The following is a 22,207-nucleotide window of genomic DNA, read 5'->3' as shown; positions in this document are numbered from 1 at the left end:
GCCTTAACCGATCTTGCGAGCGGTATTGATCACGTTGATGCCGTTGAAGCGCGAGGTCGAGGAGCCGTGCGAGACAATGCTGATCTGCGGCGGCTGGCCTTTGCCGTCGAAGAAGGAACCGCCCATGCGCCAGTCGCGCTCGTCGCAGATGGCGCTGCAGGCATTCCAGAATTCCTGGGTATTGGCCTGGTAGGCCACGTCTTCCAGCATGTCGCCGATCTTGCCGTCCTTGATCTCGTAGAACAGGGTGCCGCCGAACTGGAAATTGTAGCGCTGCTGGTCGATCGAGAACGAGCCTTCGCCGACGATGTAGATGCCCTTCTTGATGTCCTTGACCATCTCGTCCGGGGTGAGCTTCTTCTTGCCGGCGGCGAGCGAGACGTTCGGCATGCGCTGGAACTGCACGTTGCTCCACGAGTCCGCATACGAACAGCCGTGCGACTCCTTCTCGCCGATGATGTGGGCCTGGTCGCGCGTCGCCTGGTAGTTCACCAGGATGCCGTCCTTGATGATGTTCCACTCTTTGGTCTTGACGCCTTCGTCGTCGTAGCCGACCGCGCCCAGGGAACCCGGCGTGGTCTTGTCGGCGACGATGTTCACGATCGGCGAGCCGTACTTGAATTTCTTCGACTGCCATTTGTCCAGCGTGGCGAAGCTGGTGCCGGCGTAGTTGGCCTCAAAGCCCAGCACGCGGTCCAGTTCCGTCGGGTGGCCGACCGATTCGTGGATCGTCAGGTACAGGTGCTCCGGCGAGAGCATCAGGTCGTACTTGCCCGGGGTGACCGATTTCGCGGTCAGCTTGCGCTTGGCGTCGCGGCCGGCCGCGCGCGCATCCTCGACGATGTCGTAGGACTTGGTGTAGAGCGTGGCGACGCCGCCGGCAGCCTTGATCTTGTGCTCCGGGCGGGCGTCGAGGTATTCGTAGCCCATGCCGACCGGTGCGGCCAGGCCGCTGCGCGAGCGGAATTTGCCGCTGGTCTTGTCGACCGCGGTGGCGGTGATCGGCGCCCACAGGCGGTGCAGGTCCTGGTCGATGTAGGAACCGTCGGTGGAAGCGAAGTACTTCTGCTGGTTCACCTGGAACAGCATCGACTGCATGAAGTTGGCGCCGCCGTCCATGCCGGCCTTGTTGGCGGCGATCAGGAGTTCGGCCTTTTCCTTGATCGGCACGCTGCGCCAGTCCTTCTTGATCGGCGTCGCCCAGCTCACCTCGCCCACGCCCTTCACCGGCGCCAGCTGGATCGGTTCGCTCTGCAGCCTGGCGTTGGCCTTCGCGATCGCGACTGCCTGGCGCGCCGCGTTGGCGATGCCGTCCGGCGTCATGTCGGAAGTGGCGGCAAAGCCATAGGCGCCGTTGCAGATCACGCGCACGCCGACGCCGGCCGATTCGGTATTGACGACGTTTTCGACGTTCAGGTCGCGCGTGGTGACGAACTGGTTCAGGTAGCGGCCGATGCGCACGTCGCAGTAGGAAGCGCCGGCCTTGGTGGCGGCGTTGAGCGCGGTGTCGGCCAGCGCCTTCTTGGCGGCGACGGCCATCGGGCTCAGCAGTTCTTCGGCCGCGATCGCACGTCCGGCCACCGGGATGAGCATCGACCCGAACGCCACGGTGCCGATGTTGAGAAAGGTACGACGTTCCATGTTGTCTCCTGAATTCAAGCTGCTGATTCGACCTGCCTTGGGGCGGCGCGCACACCGGCAGTGCCGCATATGTATATGTAGGACGCGTGGTCGCCGCCAGACCCATGCGCGCGGCAAACCGCTCAACATTAGCAGCAACTCAAGTATTTGAATAGGCAATCTTTGTACCAGCGCAATGTGTACATACGCCCCTTGTGGCATGGCAGTGACAGCGCTGGAGGACGTGCGGGAGGCGGTATGCACAAGGGTGTCCGCGGGGTGTCCGCCTGTCCGCGCGGACAAGGGACGGACAGGCCATGCACTTCTTCGCTTGACGTGCAAAGTTGCTTGTTCGATCATCAGGCGCAACGGCGGCGGCCATCCGGGTCGGCGCCAGACAACCAACGGAGACCCCATGAAACGACTGATCCTGGCCACGCTGCTGGCCGTGAGCGCCGCCGGTGCCACCGGCGTCGCCCACGCCGACGACGCCCTGAAAGCCGTCATCGCCGGCGAGCACCGCGCCGACAACGCCAAGCGCGACGGATACCGCCACCCCTACGAGACCCTCACCTTCTTCGGCATCAAGCCGAACATGACGGTGGTCGAGCTGGTGCCGTCTGGCGGCTGGTACACCGAGATCCTGGCGCCCTACCTGCGCGAGAAGGGCAAGTACATCGGCGCGGGCGAGGCGATCGAACCGGGCAAGCGCTATGGCGCGGCGTTCAGGAAGAAGCTCGACTCCAACCCGGCGCTGTTCGACAAGGCCGTCCCTGCCGTGTTCGAGCCGCCGACCCGTTACGAGATCGCCCCGGCCAATAGCGCCGACATGGTCCTCACCTTCCGCAACCTGCACAACTGGGTGGGAAACGGCGACGAGGCGGTTGCCAAAACCTTCAAGGAAATCTACAAGGTGCTCAAACCAGGCGGCGTGCTGGGCGTGGTCGACCACCGCCTGCCAGCTTCGATGAAGCAGGACGACAAGGCCTCGAGCGGCTACGTGCATGAGGCCTATGTGATCAAGATGGCGGAAAGCGCGGGCTTCAAGCTGGCGGCCAAGTCGGAAGTCAACGCCAATCCGAAGGACAAGGCGGATCACGAAAAAGGCGTGTGGACGCTGCCGCCGGTGCTGGCGAACAAGGACAAGGATCGCGAGAAGTACGTTGCCATTGGCGAGAGCGACCGCATGACTTTGAAGTTCGTGAAACGATAATCGCCGGTCCGCGTGGGCACGGGGCGCCCACCCTACGGCCTCCGGTCACCGCCAACGTTGGAATCGTAGGGTGGGCGCCCTGTGCCCACGCGGTACATCGTCACCTTGTACCGGCGCCGTGGCAATATCGATCGCTTTGCGTACCCTACAGCGTGGGCACGGGGCGCCCACCCTACATCAAGGGCGTTCGCAATAATCGGGGCCAGCGGCCCCGTTTTCGTTATTGCTTCTCTTTCGCCTTCACCGGCGTGAACAGCAGATCATGGAAGTCGTAGCTGAAGTCGGTCTCGGTCGACACCGCCTTCATCTTCATGCTCGCGATACTGCCGTCGTGGTCGAGCGAGAAGGTGGCATACGAGTCGGCGTTGAAGTTACGCTCCTTCCAGCGCACGATGAAGGTGTCGTGCTGGTAGTGCTCCATCTCGCCGGTCAGGTCCGGCGTGCGCGAGAACGACATCGTCAGCTTGCTGCCATTGCGCTTGACGGTGGCGGTGCCGTACCACGGATCCTGGTACTGGCCTTCGTAGGACGCCAGCGGAAGCGACGGTTTCGATGCCGCCGCACGGGTCTTCGACTCTCCCTTCAGGCGTGCCAGCTCCTTGGCATGCATCTCGTCTTCGATATCCGCGACCAGCTTGATCCAGTCGGTCGGCGTCGATCCGCTCATGTACTGGTCGAGCAGGCGATACTGCAGCGCGCTCAGCGAACCGCCGCTCTCCGCATTGGTGAGGATCGCGATGCCCAGCTTCGATTCCGGCACCAGCAGCACGCGCGAATAGAAGCCCTGCAGCGCGCCGCCGTGCATGGCCACCAGCTGGCCACGGTAGTCGCGCAGCTGGAAGCCCAGGCCGTAGGCATAGAAATTCGGCTTGGTCGCAGCCAGCGGCGGCTTCGGCGTGTTGATCTTCATCGGCGTCTGCGCCGTCCACATCTCGCGCGACTGCGCTTCGCTCCACAAGCGGAGCGGTTTGCCGTCCGCGCCCTGCTTGCCTTCCACCACGCCGCCATCGAGCAACACCTTCATCCAGCGCGCGATGTCCTCGGCATTCGTGTTGATGCCCACCGCGCCGACCGCATTCGCCACCGGCATCGATTTGACGGCGGCGATTTTGTCGTTGATCTTGCTGTGCGCGTTCGACGCATTTGGCTTGCCAGCGTTTTCCGCCAGGCTGGTAGTGGTACCGGTCATGCCGATGGGGTTGAGGATGCGCTCGCGCACGGTATCGCCCCAGGATTGTCCCGACTTCTGGGCGATGATCTTGCCCGCCACGATGTACAGCAGATTGTCGTAGGCATAGCTGCTGCGGAAACTCGTGGCCGGCTTGATGTAGCGGAGGCGCTCGATGATCTCGTCGGTGGTGAAGGTCGTGGTCGGCCACCACAGCAGGTCGCCGGCACCGAGTCCGAGGCCACTGCGGTGGGTCAGCAGGTCGCGCACCGTCATCTCGCGCGTCACGTAGGCGTCGTACATCTGGAAGTCCGGCAGGTGTTTCACGACCGGGTCGTCCCACTTCAGCTTGCCTTCGTCGACCAGCATCGCCAGGGCCGCTGCCGTGAAGGCCTTCGAGTTCGAGGCGATCTCGAACAGGGTCTGGCCGTCGACCCTGGCCGGCTCGCCGAGCTTGCGCACGCCGAAGCCCTGCGCGGCCACGACCTGCCCGTCCTTGACGATGGCGATCGCGATGCCCGGCACGTCGAAGGCTTTCATCACGCGGGTGACGTCCTGCTCGAGGTCGAAGCTCGATGCGACGGCCGGTTCGGCCGCGGGGGCCGCCGGTGTCTCGGCCCAAGCGTTGGCGCCGGCGCTGGAAAACGCGATCAGGATCGCGGCTGCAATGCGTTTCATGTGTTGCACTCTTGATTTCCTTTGCTTTCGGTCGGTTCGACCTTCGTTTGAATCTTGTTAGCGCATCGCAGCGTTGAGAAACCGTAGCGAGCGGAAGGAGGTTTGGCCGAGAAGCGCAGCTGTACAAGCGTACAGCGAGCATCGCAGGCCAAAGATCCGACGCGCAGTAGGTTTGTCAACGCTGCCTTATGAGCTTGTCGACGCTGGTTTGCGTTTCGGGGTGATAGCGCTCGCGCGCAGATTTGTAGAGGTTCTCGGCCCAGGCGCGGTCGTCAAGGTTCGCGCGCAGCGCCGTGTACAGCGGCACCACGAACTTCTGGCGGCCGACGCGCATCAGGAAGGCTTGCAGCTGCGGACGCACTTCGCGGTAGCCGGCGTGGATGGCGGCGCGGTGGAAGCGGAAGGCCACTTCGTCGTTGCTGCTTTTCGCCAGGCCGAAAGCCGCGTCGAGCTGCTGCAGGCGCGCCTTGTCCGCCTCCTTGTCGATATCGTTCAGGAACTTCATCCACTCCAGCGCCGTCCAGGCTTTCGTGTCGAGCTGCGCGGTCGTCAGCTCGCCCTTCAGCCAGGCGGTGGTGGTCGCATCCAGCGCCACCAGGCGCTGCGACTTCGCGTGCTGCGCGCCCGCCGGAATGCCGGCGCCGTGCAGCCACTCGCCCAGTTCCGCTTCGCTCATCACCTCGGGGTGCTGCGCCAGCAGATTGCTGCGCAGGTAGGCCACGAACTGCTCGGTCGTCACGCTCTGGAAGGCATGCCTGTCGAACCAGCCACGCAGGAAAGGGTCGAACACGGCGCGGCCGGCGCGCCCCTCGAGGGTGCGCAGCAGCCAGGCGCCTTTCGGGTAAGCCAGGCCTTCATCGGTGTAGGTGCTTGACCCCGTATCGGGGTCGCGCGTGAGCAGCGCCTGCTTCGCTTGCGGGATGTCCTTCAGCGATTCGATCGCCTCTTCCTGCTCGAGCTGCAGGTTCATGGTCGCCACTTCCTCGCCGTACAGCACTTCCAGGATGCGCGTCGTCACATAGGTGGTAAATCCTTCGTTGAGCCACCAGTGCTTCCACGAAGCGTTGGTCACCAGGTTGCCCGACCAGCTGTGCGCCAGTTCATGGGCAATCAGGTCGACCAGGCTGCGGTCGCCCGCGATCATGGTCGGGGTGAGGAAGGTCAGGCGCGGGTTTTCCATGCCGCCGATCGGGAACGAAGGCGGCAACACCAGCATGTCGTAGCGCCCCCAGCGATACGGACCGTACAGCGATTCGGCGGCGGCGACCATCTTCTCGGTGTCGGCGAATTCGTAGGCTGCGGCGCCGATGCGGCCCGGCTCGGCGTAGACGCCGGTGCGCCCGCCCAGGGTGCGCGCCTCCAGCTCGCCGATGCCGATCCAGGTAGGAGGGAATCGGCTGCGGCATGTTGAACTTCCAGCCGCCTTTGCCGGTAGCCTTCGGGTCGTTATCGGCGCTCATCACGACGCGCAGGCCGGTCGGGGCCTGGATGCGCGCCGTGTAGGTGAAGCGCATCGAGGGCGTGTCCTGCACCGGCACCCAGGAGCGCGCGTTGATCGTTTCCGACTGGCTGAACATGAAGGGGCGCTTGCCCGACAGGGTTTGCGCCGGGGTCAGCCACTGCAGGGCGCTGGCGGTGGGCGCGGTGCGGTAGTAAATACGCACCTTCGGCGCCTGGGTGGCGAGGTCGATGTGCAGGGCCTGGCCTTTTTCGGAGTCGAAGGCGTCGAGCGCATACTTCACCGGCGCCCAGCGCCCGCGCGCGTCCTGGGCTTCGATCTTCGCGATCGTCAGTTCGCGCGTGTCGAGGTCGAGCCGGCGCGCGGTCTTGTCGAGCCAGTCGAGCGTCAGCTCGGCGTGTCCGGACAGGGTCTTCTTCGTGAAGTCGGCTTTCAGGTCGAGGTGGAGGGCGCGCGTGCGCACCTGGTCGATATTGGCATAGCTCAGGGGGTCGCCGGCGAAGGCGCTGCCGCCGGCTGCGCCGAGGATGGCGCACAGGCTGGGCGCAGGAGGGGTCGGGTGTGCATTGGATCGTCGCTGTGAATGGCTGGGCCGGAAGGGCGCGAGCAGAATAGCACTTCCCGCGGCCGGGCGAAAGCGAGTCCCGGCCGCGTGCCTGGGCGGTTCGCGTAGGCGAGTCTGTTATGATCCGCCCTTTGCCAGCAGTACTATGGATGCCTTTCTGGTCGCAACCGGCATCGTCGCCCTCGCCGAAATCGGCGACAAGACGCAGCTCCTCGCCTTTTTGCTCGCCGCCCGCTTTCGCCGGCCGCTGCCCATCGTCTGCGGCATCTTTGTCGCGACGCTCCTGAACCACGCCTTTGCCGCCGCCGTCGGCGCCCTCGTCAGCGAGCTGCTCGGGCCCCAGGTGATGCGCTGGGTGCTGGGCCTGTCCTTCCTCGGCATGGCGGTGTGGACCATGATTCCCGACGAAATCGACGAGACCGAAGCTTCGCTGGCGAAATTCGGCGTGTTCACCACGACCGTGCTCGCGTTCTTCATCGCCGAGATGGGAGACAAGACGCAGGTGGCCACCGTGGCCCTGGCGGCGCGCTACACCGAGATGGCCTGGGTCGTCGCCGGCACCACCTTCGGCATGATGCTGGCGAACGTGCCGGCCGTGTATTTCGGCGAGCGCATCGCCAACCGGATTCCGCTGACGCTGGTGCACGGGATCGCGGCGCTGATTTTCGCGGGGCTGGGAATTGCGACGCTGCTGGGGATGGGCGAGAGCTTCGGGTTCTGAACGTAGGGTGGGCGCCCCGGGCCCACGCCGTGAAAGCACAAAATGCCGTACAGACGACATGGATCGCTGACCTGTCATCGAAGAAAAGCGTCCATGCCATTGGAGTCCCGACGTCCGCACTGCGTGGGCACGGGGCGCCCACCCTACAACGCCGAACGACGCGCGCCCTTCACGCCTTCAGATGCTCAACCGGCCCGCGAAACCTCGCATTGATGCATACGGGGATTGAACGCGTGGACGGGAAACCCGTCCACGCTACGTTACTCCGATCACCGTTTTACCGCCAGCGCGCTACCCAGCCGTCGTAGAAGCCCAGGTCGCGCGGGACGGCGCCGGGGATGGCGCAGATGGCGCCGGCAAAGGCGTTGGCGCGTGCCAGCGTGCGTTCGAGCGGCCAGCCGCGCAGGCGGCCCAGCAGGAAAATGGCGGAAAAGGCGTCGCCTGCGCCCACCGTGTCGATGACATAGGGCGGCGCCGGGGTGTCGCGGGTGTCGACCGTGCTGCCGTCGGCGCCGAAATAGACCGAGCCGCGGTGGCCGAGCGTGACGACCATCGCCTGCAGGCCGAACATTTTTACCAGTGCGGCGCAGGCCGAGCGCGTGTCGCCCGGTGCCAGCGGAGGGTCGCCTGGCCCGTACTGGAAAGTCCACTCGAGCAGCGTCTGCAATTCTTCCTCGTTGAGCTTGGCGATGTCGGCCGCATGCAGCGAATCGAGCACGACGCGGCGCTCGACCTGGCCGTCGCGCAGGTTCAGGTCAAGGAAGCGGGTGGCAGCGCTGGCCGCCAGCACCGTCCTGAGCGCGCTGCGCGAGCGCTCGCCGCGCTGGGCGAGCGTGCCGAAATAGATCGTGTCCGGGCTGAGGCCCGCCATGGCCGCCAGCGCCGCCTCGGGTTCGATGACATCGTAGGCCTGGTGCGGCACGATGACGAAGCGGTGGCCTTTCGGGGTGCGCTCGACCAGCACGCGGCCGGTTTCTTCGATCGCATCCACCTGAAGGCCGGCCTGCGACATGGCAAAGCGCTCGAATTCGGCGCGGATGATGTCGCCGTTGCGGTCGTTGCCGACGCGCGTGATCATCAGGCTGGGCGCCATGAAGGCGGCCAGGTGGCGCGCCACATTGAAAGGCGCGCCGCCGACGACCTGCTCGGTGGCGAAGTCGTCGACCAGGGCTTCGCCATAGACGACCGTTGCGACCGCGCCTACCGCATTGCCGGCAGGGTTCATGCCTCGAAGGGCACGGTGTCCTTGAAGGAGGCGCGTTCGTTCAGCTTGTCAGCCAGGCGGGCCAGGTTGGGATAGTCGGCGCGCCAGCCGATTTCCGGGAAGCGGAAGCTCAGCCAGCCGAGTGCGCAGCCGACCGCGACGTCGGCCAGCGTGTAGGCCTTGCCCATGCAGAAAGGCTGCTCGCCGAGCTTGTCGGACATGACTTGCAGGCCGGCGTGCACCTTGCCCAGCTGGCGGGCGATCCATTGCGAGCTTTGCTGCTCTTGCGGGCGCAGCGTTTTTTCCAGGCGCACCAGCACGGCGGCATCGAGGACGCCGTCGGCCAGCGCTTCCCACACCTTCACGTCGGCGCGGTCGCGCCCGTTCGTGGCGGGCAGCAGCTTGCACACAGGCGTGAGGGTATCGAGGTATTCGGCGATGACGCGCGAGTCGTAGATGGTGCTGCCGTCTTCCATCACCAGGCAAGGCACCTTGCCCAGCGGGTTCGACAGGTGCACCTGGGTTTCGGCGCTCCACACGTTGTCGAGCTCGAACGAGTAGTCGAGCTTCTTTTCCGCCATGACGACGCGGACCTTGCGCACATAGGGACTGGTGTTCGAACCGATGAGTTTCATAGATGCTCGGAAAGAGGAATTCAATAAGAGTATAACATCGGCCGAGTGCCCGAATCCGGCCATGCGAGCCGGTTTTGCTGTGTCCACAACAAGGCTTGACAAGCCCGCAAGTGGTAAAATCCGCGTTTTTGCACGGACCGCCCGCCATGACCGCTACCGCCCCACTTTCTTCCCTGTCGGCCCTGTCGCCGCTCGACGGCCGCTATGCCGCCAAGACCGACAAGCTGCGCCCGATCCTGTCCGAAGCCGGCTTCATGCACCACCGCGTGAAGGTCGAAATCGCGTGGCTGCAGGCGCTGGCGCTGGCGGGCTTTGCCGAGATCAAGCCCTTTTCCAGCGAAGCGAGTGCTTACCTCGACAAACTGGCGGCCGATTTCAGCGAAAGCGACGCCGCCCGCATCAAGGAAATCGAGGCCGTCACCAACCACGACGTCAAGGCGGTCGAGTACTGGCTGAAGGAACAGGTGAAGGACGTGCCGGAGCTGGTGGCGGCATCGGAATTCATCCACTTCGGCTGCACCTCGGAAGACATCAACAATACCAGCCACGGCATGATGCTGAAGGCGGCGCGCGACGGCGTAATGCTGCCGGCCCTGCAGAACATCATCGCCAGGCTGACCGAGATCGCGCACACGAATGCGGCGCTGCCAATGCTCTCGCGCACCCACGGCCAGACCGCCAGCCCGACCACGCTGGGCAAGGAATTCGCCAACGTCGTCGCGCGCCTGCAACGCGCCGTCAAACGCATCGCCGACGTCGAGATCCTGGGCAAGATGAATGGCGCGGTCGGCAACTACAACGCCCACCTGTCGGCCTACCCGGGCTTCGACTGGCCGGCGTTCTCGAAAGACGTGATCGAATCGCGCCTGGGCTTGACCTTCAATCCGTACACCATCCAGATCGAGCCGCACGACTACATGGCCGAGATGTTCGACGCCATCGCGCGCGCCAACACCATCCTGCTCGACCTGAACCGCGACATCTGGACCTATGTCTCGCTGGGCTACTTCAAGCAGAAACTGCGCGCCGGCGAAATCGGCTCGTCGACCATGCCGCATAAAGTCAACCCGATCGACTTCGAGAATTCCGAAGGCAACCTGGGCCTGGCCAATGCCGTGCTGCGCCACATGGCCGACAAGCTGCCGGTCTCGCGCATGCAGCGCGACCTGACCGATTCGACCGTATTGCGCAACATTGGCGTCGGCTTCGGCTACGCCCTGCTGGCCTACGACAGCTGCCTGCGCGGCCTGAACAAGCTGGAAGTGAACGCCGCCCGCCTCGAAGCGGACCTGGACGCGAACTGGGAAGTGCTGGCCGAGCCGGTGCAGACCGTGATGCGTCGCTACGGCATCGAAAACCCGTACGAGCAGCTGAAAGAACTGACCCGCGGCAAGGGCATTACCCGCGACGCCCTGCAGGAATTCGTCAGGACGCTGGCCATTCCCCAGGACGCCAAGGACCTGCTGCTGCAGATGACGCCGGCGAACTACATCGGCCTGGCGGCGGAGCTGGCCAAAGCGATTTGATGTCGCGTTTCGCTGGCTGACAGCCCACGCCGCAATGGCGTGGGCTTTTTTTACCCGTCACCGCTGCCACACCAGCTTGACCGCCACCGTGCGCGGCGCTTCCGAGCGCGTGGTGACGCCGCCGTATTCGGCGTGGGTGCCATTCAGGTTCCTTCCGGCGATCGAGAGCTCGAGATCGGGCCGCAGGCGCCAGCCGAAACGCGCGTCCAGTGCGGTATAGGACGGCACCGGTCCGATATCGAGTGCGCCTACCCTGCGCAGGCCGAGCTCGACTTCACGCGTTGCGTCGATGCTGTAGGTGGAACGCAACTGCAGGCTGTGCGACGGGTCGAAACCGGTACGGAGCAGGCCGGCGGCATCGTTGCTGCCGGGCTTGAGCTGCATGCGTTCGCGCATGGCCATCCAGCCGCCCGTGAGGCGCCAGGACGAGCTTGCCTGGAAGTTGCCCCACATTTCGATACCGAGCGCATGCCCCTTCATCAGGTTGGCGAAATCGACCATGGTTCGGCTCGGCGCCAGCTCCTGGGTGCGCAAGTGATCGTAATCGTTATAGAACACGGTTGCCGAGTACGACAGGCGCGGCAAGGGCTGGCCGCGATAGCCCAGCTCGAACACCTTCGCCACCTCGGAGCGCACGCGCGTGCCGCCTTCCAGGATATAGGGCGGGCGGCCGGGGATGTAGGCATCGGCGTCGAGACGCGAGGGCGCGCGCACGGCACGCGAGGCCGCCGCCCAGAATGCATGGCCAGGTGCCGCGCTCCATGACAGGCGCGCGCTTGGCAGGAATTCGGTCCCCGTGTAGTCGTTGCGTTCGACGCGCGCCCCTAGCGTCGCGCGCAGTGTCGGCGTGAGCGTGATCTCGTCCTGTGCGAACAGGCTCAGCCAGGTCTGGTTCAGCCGTTCGGGCAGGAAGGCGATATAGTCGCTGCCCTGCACGCGATCCCAGCTGTAGCGATAATTCGCACCCCAGGCAATGCTGTGGGCGCCAACAGGCGCCAGCGTGTGCTGGAACTGCAGATCGACAATGTCGAGCGATTCGGTAAAGGTCGGCGGCACTTCGCGCCGGGTATAGTCGTAATACAGCTGCAGGTTGAGACCGCCACCGCCTTGCAGCGCATGCTCCCAGCGGCCCGTCAGGTTCAGGCCGCGCGTGTCCACCGTGCCGAGCACGGGATTGGTGCCGCCAACGGCGATGGTACCCGGCGCCGGCTGGTCAAAGGCACCGCGGTTGGCGTTGCCGTTCAGGCTGAACCGGTCGGCACCGCGCTCCCAGTCGGCACGAAAGCCCAGCTGCCCCGACTGCCAGGCGTCGTCGACGGCTGCACCGCTCGCCAGTTCCGTATGCGCGCGCCCCTGCACCTTGCCGTACACACGCCAGCTATCCTCGCCACGGCGTCCGCCCTGGCGGAACGCGATGTCCGCGCCGTCGCTGGCACCGCGCAGCACCGCCAGGCTGCCCTGCGTGTCGCGCGCCGCGCGGGTCGTGATGTTGATGACGCCGTTGACCGCATTCACACCCCACAGCGTACCGCCGGGGCCGCTGATCACCTCGATGCGTTCGACGTCTTCCAGCATCAGATCCTGCACGTCCCAGAACACGCCGGAAAACAGCGGGGTATAGATCGAACGCCCGTCGATCAGCACCAGCAGCTTGTTCGGAGCGCTATTGCCGCCGCCATTCAGGCCGCGTGCCGTGATCGCATAGCCCGCGCCATTGACCTGCGCTACCTGCAAATTGGGAGCCAGGCGTAACACCTCCGGCAAGGTGGCGGCGCCGGAACGGCGGATGTCGTCGGCGGTGATGACGAACACCGAGGCAGGCGCATCGAGCAGGCGCTCCGGCTTCTTCGACACCGAGGTCACCTGGATGTTGGCGAGTTCCTCGATCGACAGGTCCGCAAAGTCAGCGCCCTGCGGCGCGGCGGGCTGCGGCTCCTCGGCCTGGGCGGCGCCGGCAAAGACGCAGGCAAGCAGCAAGGCCAGCATGCGTGGCCGCGGCAGACTCGGGTAACAATTGTGCATACAGTTCCTCAACACTGTGCGGGCAGCCCCTGCGTTCGATGGACGCGCTATATCGCGATTTTACCTGCGCGGCCCAGGCGGCTGTGCACGTTTAACAACCGGTGCTGCTGTAGAAAAAGAAATAACCGGCAGGTGAACATCGGCTGGTGCTTTTTGCTATAGTTTGGTTCTAACCAGAACCAAACCCCACCTGATCAAGCATGCAGCGCTACTCTCCCATTGCCATTGCCCTGCACTGGCTGATTGCCGTCCTGATCGTCGCCACCTTCACGCTCGGCCTGGTGATGACGGACATTCCGGGGCTGACGCCCACCAAGCTGCGCTATTTTTCCTGGCACAAGTGGGCCGGGGTGACGGTACTGGCGCTGGCCGCGCTGCGCCTGTTGTGGCGCCTGCGCAGGACGCCGCCGGCCTATCCCGACCCGATGATTGCCTGGCAGCGCAAGGCGGCCGGCGCGCTGCACGGCCTGCTATACCTGTTGATGTTCGCGGTGCCGCTGTCGGGTTATTTCTACAGCTTGTCTGCCGGCGTGCCGGTGGTATATTTCGGCCTGTTTCCGCTGCCGGCCCTGATCGATGCCGATCCGGCCCTGAAACCGGTGCTCGGCGCCCTGCACTACTGGCTCAACATGCTGCTCGCCGGCCTGGTCGTCCTGCACGTGCTGGCCGCGTTCAAGCACCTGCTGGTGGACCGCGACGGGGTCATGCAGCGCATGCTGCCCGGCCGTGCCCACTAATATCCAGTCGTTCCACATCAAGGAGTTGCGATGAAACCCCTGCGTGCCCTCGTAGCCGCTTCGCTGTTCGCCAGCGCCCTCGCCGGCGCATTCGCCACCGCCGCCGCACTCAAGACCGACCCGGCCAGGAGCAGCGTCGCCGCCGTATTCAAGCAGATGAACGTGCCGGTCGAAGCGAAATTCAAGTCCTTCACCGCCAACATCGACTACGATGCGGCGCGCCCGGAAGCATCGAAAGCGGTCGTCGAGATCCTGACGGCCAGCATGGACCTGGGCGACGCCGAATACAATCGCGAGGTTGCCAAGAAAGAGTGGTTCAATACGGCGCAGTTCCCGAAAGCGAGCTTTGTCTCGACCGCGATCAAGTCAGCCGGTCCGGGCAAGCTGAACGTGGCCGGCAAGCTGACGCTCAAGGGGAAAACTTCCGACGTGAATTTTCCGCTGACGGTGAAGACCGAAGCAGGCAAACAAGTGTTCGAGGGACAGTTACCGATCCGTCGGCTGGCTTTCAACATCGGTGAGGGCGAGTGGAAAGACACGAGCATGGTCGCCGACGAAGTTGTCATCAAGTTCCGCATCGCTGCGGGCCAATAATCACACCAACAAGGGATACCACCACGATGAAATTCAAGCTCCTGATCGCCGCCACCCTCGCCACCAGCGCCGGCATGGCCTGCGCCGCGGCCGATACCTACAAGATCGAGCCGGGCCACACCTACCCGAGCTTCGAAGCCGACCACATGGGCATTTCGGTCTGGCGTGGCAAGTTCACCAAGACCGACGGCAGCATCGTGATCGACCGTGCCGCGAAAACGGGCAGCGTCGACATCACGGTCGACATGAACAGCGTCGATTTCGGCCACGAAAAAATGAACGAACATGCCCGCAAGCCGGACATCTTCGACGTCGCCAAGTACCCGACCGCCACCTTCAAGGGCAACAAGATCCGCTTCAACGGCGACACGCCGGTGGCCGTCGACGGCGACTTCACCCTGCACGGCGTGACCAAGCCGCTGACCCTCACCATCAACAAGTTCAAGTGCATCGACCACCCGATGCTCAAGCGCGAAGTCTGCGGCGCCGACGCTTCGGCCACCTTCCAGCGCAGCGACTACGGTGTCAACGTCGGCCTGCCGCGCTTCTCGCCGGAAGTCAAACTGGCGATCCAGGTCGAGGCCATCAAGCAATAAGGTTTTTGTGGCCGTAGTCAGCGGCGGACACGGTAGGGTGGGCATTCATGCCCACGCGGATCCTGCGTGCTGCTAGCGGTACAGGCAACACCCCCACAAGCGTTTGCATGCCTTGCTGGGACTGTTACCTGCGCTGTCAGCGACATGCATCGTCCGCGTGGGCTCAAGAGCCCACCCTACGGTCGAGGCCGCGGACTGGCGGTAGGAAACCCAACTGCGGTTCCAGCACCAGTCCGTAGGGTGGGCATTCATGCCCACGCGGATGTTGCGTGCTGCTAGCGGTACAGGCAACAGCCCCACAAGCGTTTGCATGCCTTACTGGGGCTGTTGCCTGCGCTGTCAGCGACATGCATCGTCCGCGTGGGCTCAAGAGCCCACCCTACAGTATCTGCCGCGGACTGGCGATTGCGAACCCCAAACAAAAAGCCCCGCTACCTTCCGGCAGCGGGGCTTTTTACATCGAGAAACTCAATCGGTCGAATTAACGGCCGTCACGGTCCGAGTCGCCTGGAATGGCGCGCTCGACCTTGTCCCAGGCAGCGCGGCTGGCCACCTTGGCCTGGTCCCACGACAGGCGCGATTTGCCTTTCGTGGTGTTCCACTCGTCGGCCAGGTGCATCTCGTTCTGGTCGTAGCTGCCTGGATAGCGGCTCTTGCCGTTGTAGCCCAGCGCATAGGCCGGCTGGTAGTCGTCGTAGGTGTAGCCCGGGGTGTAGTGCGACTGGGTCTGGTAGTTGTCGCGCCAGTGTGCGTCTTCCTGGGCAGGGTTGACCATGCCGCCCACGCCCCTGCCGGCCATGCCGCCGACCGCGGCACCGATGCCCGCGCCAACGACCGCGCCGATCGGACCGCCAACGGCGCCGATCGAGGCACCAGCGGCAGCACCGCCACCGGCACCGACGCCCTTGGCCAGGTTATGGTCGTGCAGTTCGTCGCCCGGCTTCGAGTTGACGACTTCGCCCGTGCCCTTGCCGGCTGCACCGCCAGCCAGGCCGCCGATGACGGCACCAGCGGCCATGCCCACCGGGCCGCCGACTGCGCCGACCGAGGCACCGGCCATTGCGCCACCGGCGCCGCCGACGCCTTGCGCCAGGTTGTGTTCGTCCAGGCGGTCATCGCCTTTCGGATTGACGACTTCGCCCGCGCCGCGGCCGGCAGCACCGCCCGCCAGGCCACCGACAATCGCGCCGGCTGCCATGCCGATCGGACCGGCAACGGTACCGGCAGCCGCACCGGCGGCGGCACCGGCACCGGCGCCAACGCCCTTGGCCAGGTGATGCTGCGAGAGGTCGTCACCGCCTTTTTGATTGATGACTTCGCCGGCGCCCTTGCCAGCCATGCCGCCGGTGATACCACCGATGGCGGCACCGGCAACGGTACCGACCGGACCGGCTGCCGAGCCGATCGCGGCACCAGCGAGCGCACCGCCGACGGCGCCGACACCGGTACCGATCACGTGCGAAGCGCCGTGTTCGTTGAACGAACGCTCGAAGTGGGCAGCGTCTTCGTCCGAACGGGCATGCACGCCCATCACGATGCCGCCGCTCTTGATGCCTTCTTCATAGTGCGCAGCGCGCTCTTCAGGGATGCCGGCACCGATCAGTGCGCCGATCAGGTCACCGGTGATGCCGCCTGCGCCGGCACCGGCCAGCGCCGCTGCCAGAGGACCTGCCACGACCAGGCCGAATCCAGGCAGCACCAGGGTGGTGCCGACGGCGGCGATACCGGCCAGGACGGCGCCGATGGTGCCGCCGATGCCGGCGCCGATGCCCGCGCCTTCGGCAGCCTTGCTGCCCAGTTCAGTATCGGTATCGCCAAAATGGGTCTTGCGGGTCGAGTCCGACATCATCAGGTTGACGTCGTCCTTGGAGTATCCACGGTCCGACACGGTGCCGTATGCACGTTCGGCGCTGGCGCGGTCCGGGAACAGACCGGTAACCATGCGCGAATTCTGGTTGTTCGAGTTGTAGCTCATGACGTATCCCTTTCAAAGGTTCGTGGTGCGATCAGGTCCTGCAACATAGGGCGCCTAACAAAATCCTCGACAAGGCGCATCGGCAACGACGGTGCGCCATACGGCGCGACCCTGCAACGCGCCGCCGAGGGCTTGGCTAGGCGTCCTTGGGGTTGCCAGTGGTCGAACAATATGCCCCTCATCCATGCTCTTCTGTACGCTGACGCACCCACTCCAGGACATTCCAAATGGCAATCAAATGCATGCAATGTGCGCTAAAAAACACGCATTGAACGCGACATGCAGATTCGTCGTCTAACGTTCGTTGCCGCACCGACCCGCTGTGCTGTAGGTCCGTAGACTTTTTCACATGGCCAAGGCAATCAATTGGTCCCCGGTAGGTTTTTTTCACTAAAGGAGGAATCAAAATGCTCTTCATTATCTGGATCGTTGTGGGTGGTATCCTGGGCTGGCTCGCCAGCATGGTCATGAAAACCGACGCAGAACAAGGCATGATTCTGAACGTCGTCGTTGGTATCATCGGTGCATTCCTGGGCGGCTGGCTGCTGTCGCCACTGTTTGGTTCCGGTACCATCAATTCAGACGACTTCAGCGTTTCCTCGCTGCTGGTCTCGTTCCTGGGTGCTGTCATTCTGCTGGCTATCGTCAACCTGCTGCGTCGCGGCCGGGTGCGTTAATCAAAGCAATAAGTGGTAAGCCCTCATAACCAACGCTTCCACGCGTTGGTTTTTTTTTGCCTGGAAGTGTCATGCGCGCCAAGCCCGTCACCATCTCGATCGTCACCTGCCTGCTCACGCTCATCGCGGGTTTTCTCGCACTCAATTTCATGCCGAGCGAGAAGCAGATCGAGACCCAGCTGAAACACCAGTACGATGTCGCCGACCCGCAGTTCCGCCGCTCCATGGGCGTACTGCTGGGTCCGCCGATTATCGAAGGCAACCAGATCGACACCCTGCTCAACGGAGACCAGATCTTCCCGGCCATGCTGGAAGCAATCCGGGGGGCGAAACAGACGATCACGTTCGAGACCTATATCTACTGGTCCGAGTCGATCGGCCATGCATTTTCCGAAGCGCTTGCCGAACGCGCACGTGCCGGCGTCAAGGTTCATTTGATGCTGGATTTCGTCGGCAGCATGAAAATGGATGACGCGGCCATCCAGCGCATGCGCGATGCAGGGGTGCAAGTGCAGCGCTATCACAAGCCCGTCTGGTGGAAGCTGGCACGCCTGAATAACCGTACCCACCGAAAACTGCTGGTCATCGATGGCCGCATCGGCTTCACCGGCGGCGTCGGCATTGCCGACCAATGGCGCGGGAATGCGCAGGACGCCGACCACTGGCGCGACACCCATTTCCGCATCCAGGGGCCGGTAGTAGGCCAGATCCAGGCCGTGTTTACCGATAACTGGACCAAGGCCACCGGGGTCGTGCTCGACGGCCCCGCGTATTTTCCGCCACTGGAAGCGCATGGCTCCATGCCGGCGCAGATGTTTTCCAGCTCGCCCACCGGCGGTAGCGACAGCATGCACCTGATGTATTTATTGGCCATCACCGCTGCACGCAAGTCGATCGATTTGTCGGCCTCGTATTTCGTGCCGGACGACCTGGCCATCCGCGCCCTGACCGCGGCGGCCAAACGGGGCGTGCGCATCCGCATCATTACACCCGGTACCAAGATCGACGCCGAAGCGGTACGCCAGGCCTCACGCGAACGCTGGGGCCCGCTGCTCGAAGCAGGTATCCAGATCGCCGAATACCAGCCGACGATGTACCACGTGAAAAGCCTGGTCGTCGACTCGCTGATGGTCTCGGTCGGTTCCACCAATTTCGACAACCGCTCGTTCAGTATCAACGACGAAGCCAACCTGAACATCCTTGATCCCGATTTCGCACGAGCGCAAGTGGCAATTTTCGAGGAGGACTGGCGCCGGGCGCGCCCGATCACGCTGGAACAGTGGCGCGACCGGTCGTGGATCGAAAAACTGGGAAGCGAGATCTTCTCGCTGTTTGGCTCGCAGTTGTAAAGACAGCTTTATCCCCTGGCGCAGGCGGCGGGAAATAATAACGGTTGACGAGCCAACAGCGGATTACGGATACTCTCGGGTGCTTTTCCCGAACACTCCGATAATCTTCTGACCGAACGCGAATGAAAAAGACCCTCCTCTCGCTCGCCATCCTCACCAGCTTCGCCGCACAAGCGGACGAAGGCATGTGGATGCCGCAGCAGCTGCCACAAGTAGCCCAGCAACTGAAAGCCGCCGGCCTCGAACTCGACCCGGCCACGCTCACCAAACTGACCGAATTCCCGATGGGCGCCGTCGTCAGCCTGGGCGGTTGCTCGGCCTCGTTCGTCTCGCCGCAAGGCCTGGTCGTCACCAACCACCACTGCGTCTACAATAGCGTCGCCGTCAACTCGACGCCCGAGCGCGACCTGCTGGCGAATGGCTTCCTGGCCAAGACCCTGGGCGAGGAACTGCCGGCCGCCCCAGGCAGCCGCGTGTTCGTCACCGAGGAAGTGGCCAACGTCACCGACCAGATCATCGACAAGAAAGTCGCCAGGCTGACCGGCAAGGCCCGCATCGACGCCATCGAAAAGAATCAAAAGGAAATGGTCGCCGCCTGCGAGAAGGAAGCCGGCTACCGCTGCACCGTGGCCAGCTACTACGGCGGCCTCGAGTTCTATCGCCTGAAACAGCTGGAAATCCGCGACGTGCGCCTGGTGCACGCACCGCCGTCGGGCGTCGGCAAATTCGGCGGCGACACCGATAACTGGATGTGGCCGCGCCACACCGGCGACTACGGTTTCTACCGCGCCTACGTGAGCCGCGACGGCAAGGCCGCCGACTACGCGCTTGATAACGTCCCCTACGTGCCGAAGCACCACCTGAAAATCGCCAGCGAAGGCTCGAAAGAAGGCGATTTCATCATGGTCGTCGGCTATCCAGGCCGCACCAACCGCCACCGCCTGCCGTCGGAAGTCGCGTCCACCTTCGAGTGGAACTACCCGGCCTTCGTGCAAGCGTCGGGCGACGTGCTTGCCATCATCGAGCGCGAGACGAAGAACGATCCTGCCGCCAAGCTGAAGTACGCCGGCCAGATCGCCAACGTCAACAACTACTACAAGAACCGCAAGGGCATGCTGACCTCCTACGGAGACAGCGACTTCCTGGCACGCAAGAGCGCCGAACACAATGCGCTCAAGACCTGGGTGAACGGCGACGCCGCCCGCAAGAAGCAGTTCGCCGGCGACATCGACGCCGTCGAAAAACTGATCGCCGAGCGCGATGCCCATGCCAAGGAAGGCTTCTACCTGGGTTACGCCCAGCCGAAGTTCCTGAGCTCGGCACGTTCGCTGTACCGCCTGGCCAACGAGCGCACCAAGCCGGACGCCGCCCGTAAAGCGGGTTACCAGGAACGCGACATGGCGCGCCTGACTTCCGTCATCACCGGCCAGGACCGCACCTACGACGAAAAAGTCGACAAGGCGCTGGTGCTGCACTTCCTCACCAAGTACCTGGCCCAGCCGGCCAAGGAACAGGACACGTCCTTCAACAGCGCCCTCGGCATCCGCGCCGGCATGAGCCAGGACGAGCTGAAGGCGGCGATCGACAAGGTCTACGCCGGTTCGAAACTGGCCAACAAGGAAGAGCGCACCGCCTGGCTGAAGAAGACCCCGGCCGAGTTCAAGGCCAGCAACGACAGCTTCATCAAGGCCGCCGTTGCCATGTATGAGGCCGACCTGAAGGACGAAGCCAAAGAGGAAGAGCTCGCTGGCAAGATCCAGAAGTCCTACTCGGGCTACATGAAGGCGAAGATCGCCTACATGAACAGCAAGGGCCAAGCTGTCTACCCGGACGCCAACGGCACCCTGCGCGTTACCTTCGGCAAGATCGCCGGCCGCGACCACGGCGCCGACGGCACCGGTTCCTGGACTGCGTTCACCACCGTCAAGGGCGTGGTTGCGAAACACACCGGCGAAGGCGAGTTCAATGCACCGGCCGCCCAGCTGGCCGCGATCAAAGCCAAGGACTTCGGCAAGTTCGTCGATCCTGCCTTGAAAACGGTTCCCGTGAACTACCTGGCGACGCTGGACATCACCGGCGGCAACTCGGGTTCGGCAGCGCTGAACAAGCGCGGCGAGCTGATCGGCCTGGCCTTCGACGGCACCCTCGATTCGATCATCTCGGACTGGGACTTCAACGCCGCCAACACCCGCGACATCCAGGTCGACATCCGCTACATCCTGTGGAACATGAAGCATGTCGACAAGGCGGATAACCTGCTGAAGGAAATGAACGCCCAATAAGCGTCGTCTCTCAAGAGAAAAGCCACGCTGCCGGGAGGCGCGTGGCTTTTTTTATTCGATCAGATTGCTACAAGCTGCCTGACAAAAACCGCTTCCGGTGGCGCCGCAGGTGGACAGCTGACCCGCGAAAGAAAAGCCGCTTTCCGCTGCCAGCTTCGCCTCAAGGGTTCGTTGCAGTGCCGCTTCGCATCGCTGCGATCCGCTTGCGCAAATAGGCCGCTACCTGCGGATCGAAACGCTCCAGGTCATATTGACCATGTTCGATGATGCCTGCGTTCGCACCACATACGAAAGCCTTGCTGGCCCAGCCATTTGATGACCCTGGCGGTAGCAGTTTCTTGTAGTCGCTCTCTACCTGCTGCGGCATGCGTTTGTCGAACATCTCATCGAATTCGGCTTTCAGGCCCGGAGGAGCGGTCGGAGCATAGGCCTCGGCCTGTATTTCTTGCCGCACCCGCGCATTTTCCGGCAACAGATCGGCGTGACGTTTGTGCCAGGCCGATACCGCACCGATTAGCTTGTCGCGTGCCGATCGATCGGACAAGGCAGGTCCTTGGCGGAGACGAAGGAAACATCCGGTTTCGCCTGGCGGATCGTCCGCCCACGCATCTTTCTAGCGGCCCGGTGTCTTGCTACTTTCGGAAATCCACTCACTGAGAATTTTGGACGGGATCTTGTCAATCGATAAATTATGGTGATTTCTATTGCACGCGTTGCAGAGAAAAGTGATCAGCATTTCCAGATGCAACTCTCTAGCTTTTCTGAGGACCGCAGCTATATCGCAATCCTTGAGACCCATGTCTTTATCACCTGCTTCGACAGGGTTCAATGCATCAATGGCTTCGCGAATAATTTGCGGCCTGGATCTACCCACGGGATGCGCTGTATCGAAGGATGTGATCTGCTCATCAGGAATGTCGCAATCCGGGTTGTAGCATTTCAGTAAATTAAGCGCAGCGAGTCTCTGTTTGGTACGCGCTGTTTTCGCTTTTAACCAGTTCGCCACGTGTGGATTCAATATGGCAACCAAGGTTTCGCGTGGGCCTGAGAATGTGCCGCCCAAATGATTGATGTATTGTCTTGTTTCGGATGGCACTATCATCGACGCATCTGTCTTTTTCATGGTTGAGCACAGCGGTAGCTTATCGATAGCCCATTTTAACGTGACCAGCTGAGTTCCCGACGA

Annotated in this window: 19 protein-coding genes; 9 read left to right on the top strand and 10 right to left on the bottom strand. The window is 63.4% G+C overall.

From position 1 onward, the window contains the following. Positions 1–3 precede the first annotated feature (3 nt). A complete protein-coding gene (locus G4G28_RS02115; protein ID WP_182990679.1) occupies positions 4–1,641 on the bottom strand; it encodes a TldD/PmbA family protein in 1,638 nt (545 codons plus the stop codon). A 394-nt stretch (positions 1,642–2,035) separates the two neighbouring features. Between G4G28_RS02115 and G4G28_RS02110 the strand changes: the two genes are divergently transcribed. Then, positions 2,036–2,833: a class I SAM-dependent methyltransferase gene (locus tag G4G28_RS02110; protein ID WP_182990678.1), complete on the top strand. Its 798-nt coding sequence runs from the start codon at positions 2,036–2,038 to the stop codon at positions 2,831–2,833. A 220-nt stretch (positions 2,834–3,053) separates the two neighbouring features. On the opposite strand, the gene G4G28_RS02105 is transcribed toward G4G28_RS02110, so the two are convergent. The 3 genes from G4G28_RS02105 to G4G28_RS28780 form a co-directional block, all read right to left on the bottom strand. Continuing rightward, a complete protein-coding gene (locus tag G4G28_RS02105; protein WP_182990677.1) occupies positions 3,054–4,679 on the bottom strand; it encodes a serine hydrolase in 1,626 nt (541 codons plus the stop codon). Positions 4,680–4,854: 175 nt separating this feature from the next. Beyond that, a complete protein-coding gene (locus tag G4G28_RS25075) occupies positions 4,855–5,895 on the bottom strand; it encodes a leukotriene A4 hydrolase C-terminal domain-containing protein (protein ID WP_374039789.1) in 1,041 nt (346 codons plus the stop codon). Then, entirely contained in the window at positions 5,780–6,601 is an 822-nt protein-coding gene (locus tag G4G28_RS28780; RefSeq protein ID WP_374039757.1) for a hypothetical protein, read from the bottom strand. Before G4G28_RS28780 ends, G4G28_RS25075 begins: the two co-directional genes overlap by 116 nt. Positions 6,602–6,848: 247 nt before the next feature. Between G4G28_RS28780 and G4G28_RS02095 the strand changes: the two genes are divergently transcribed. After that, entirely contained in the window at positions 6,849–7,424 is a 576-nt protein-coding gene (locus G4G28_RS02095) for a TMEM165/GDT1 family protein (RefSeq protein ID WP_182990675.1), read from the top strand. A 277-nt stretch (positions 7,425–7,701) separates the two neighbouring features. On the opposite strand, the gene G4G28_RS02090 is transcribed toward G4G28_RS02095, so the two are convergent. Together G4G28_RS02090 and G4G28_RS02085 are read right to left on the bottom strand one after the other, a co-directional pair. Continuing rightward, positions 7,702–8,649, bottom strand: a complete 948-nt coding sequence (locus tag G4G28_RS02090) for a PfkB family carbohydrate kinase (RefSeq protein WP_182990674.1) — start codon at positions 8,647–8,649, stop codon at positions 7,702–7,704. Further along, the gene (locus G4G28_RS02085) at positions 8,646–9,263 is read right to left on the bottom strand and encodes a glutathione S-transferase N-terminal domain-containing protein (RefSeq protein WP_182990673.1); all 618 of its coding nucleotides are present in this window, start codon (positions 9,261–9,263) and stop codon (positions 8,646–8,648) included. Before G4G28_RS02085 ends, G4G28_RS02090 begins: the two co-directional genes overlap by 4 nt. A gap of 146 nt (positions 9,264–9,409) precedes the next feature. Here G4G28_RS02085 and purB point away from each other — a divergent pair, with 146 nt between their 5' ends. Further along, complete coding sequence (gene purB / locus G4G28_RS02080) at positions 9,410–10,789, top strand: adenylosuccinate lyase (RefSeq protein WP_182990672.1); 1,380 nt, start codon at positions 9,410–9,412, stop codon at positions 10,787–10,789. Between the two features lie 57 nt (positions 10,790–10,846). On the opposite strand, the gene G4G28_RS02075 is transcribed toward purB, so the two are convergent. After that, positions 10,847–12,775, bottom strand: coding sequence for a TonB-dependent siderophore receptor (locus tag G4G28_RS02075; RefSeq protein ID WP_229425396.1), 1,929 nt, complete (start codon positions 12,773–12,775; stop codon positions 10,847–10,849). Positions 12,776–13,011: 236 nt separating this feature from the next. Between G4G28_RS02075 and G4G28_RS02070 the strand changes: the two genes are divergently transcribed. From G4G28_RS02070 to G4G28_RS02060, 3 genes are read left to right on the top strand one after another with little or no spacing between them, the layout of a single operon-like run. Then, positions 13,012–13,548 (top strand): cytochrome b, encoded by a 537-nt coding sequence (locus G4G28_RS02070; RefSeq protein WP_182990670.1) that lies wholly within the window; start codon positions 13,012–13,014, stop codon positions 13,546–13,548. Positions 13,549–13,578: 30 nt separating this feature from the next. After that, positions 13,579–14,142: a YceI family protein gene (locus tag G4G28_RS02065; protein ID WP_182990669.1), complete on the top strand. Its 564-nt coding sequence runs from the start codon at positions 13,579–13,581 to the stop codon at positions 14,140–14,142. 26 nt (positions 14,143–14,168) lie between these two features. Then, positions 14,169–14,738 carry a YceI family protein gene (locus tag G4G28_RS02060; protein ID WP_182990668.1) on the top strand — a complete coding sequence of 190 codons (570 nt, stop codon included), beginning with the start codon at positions 14,169–14,171 and terminating at the stop codon, positions 14,736–14,738. A gap of 481 nt (positions 14,739–15,219) precedes the next feature. Here the strand turns inward: G4G28_RS02060 and G4G28_RS24675 are convergent, their stop codons facing one another. Further along, positions 15,220–16,713 carry a hypothetical protein gene (locus G4G28_RS24675; protein WP_229507853.1) on the bottom strand — a complete coding sequence of 498 codons (1,494 nt, stop codon included), beginning with the start codon at positions 16,711–16,713 and terminating at the stop codon, positions 15,220–15,222. A 407-nt stretch (positions 16,714–17,120) separates the two neighbouring features. Between G4G28_RS24675 and G4G28_RS02050 the strand changes: the two genes are divergently transcribed. From G4G28_RS02050 to G4G28_RS02040, 3 genes are all read left to right on the top strand, one after another. Further along, positions 17,121–17,390, top strand: a complete 270-nt coding sequence (locus G4G28_RS02050) for a GlsB/YeaQ/YmgE family stress response membrane protein (protein WP_091876165.1) — start codon at positions 17,121–17,123, stop codon at positions 17,388–17,390. Positions 17,391–17,461: 71 nt separating this feature from the next. Then, positions 17,462–18,739 carry a phosphatidylserine/phosphatidylglycerophosphate/cardiolipin synthase family protein gene (locus tag G4G28_RS02045; RefSeq protein WP_374011275.1) on the top strand — a complete coding sequence of 426 codons (1,278 nt, stop codon included), beginning with the start codon at positions 17,462–17,464 and terminating at the stop codon, positions 18,737–18,739. A gap of 122 nt (positions 18,740–18,861) precedes the next feature. Further along, positions 18,862–21,021 (top strand): S46 family peptidase, encoded by a 2,160-nt coding sequence (locus G4G28_RS02040; protein ID WP_182990666.1) that lies wholly within the window; start codon positions 18,862–18,864, stop codon positions 21,019–21,021. Positions 21,022–21,181: 160 nt separating this feature from the next. On the opposite strand, the gene G4G28_RS02035 is transcribed toward G4G28_RS02040, so the two are convergent. Further along, on the bottom strand, positions 21,182–21,565 hold the full coding sequence (locus G4G28_RS02035) for a hypothetical protein (protein ID WP_182990665.1): 384 nt from the start codon (positions 21,563–21,565) through the stop codon (positions 21,182–21,184). 69 nt (positions 21,566–21,634) lie between these two features. Then, complete coding sequence (locus G4G28_RS02030) at positions 21,635–22,144, bottom strand: hypothetical protein (RefSeq protein ID WP_182990664.1); 510 nt, start codon at positions 22,142–22,144, stop codon at positions 21,635–21,637. Positions 22,145–22,207: the final 63 nt, after the last annotated feature.

The sequence above is a fragment of the Massilia sp. Dwa41.01b genome, assembly GCF_014171775.1.
In the GTDB taxonomy this organism is placed as follows: domain Bacteria; phylum Pseudomonadota; class Gammaproteobacteria; order Burkholderiales; family Burkholderiaceae_D; genus Telluria.
Note: the sequence above shows the minus strand (reverse complement) of the source record. Positions and strands in the feature narration are given on the sequence as shown.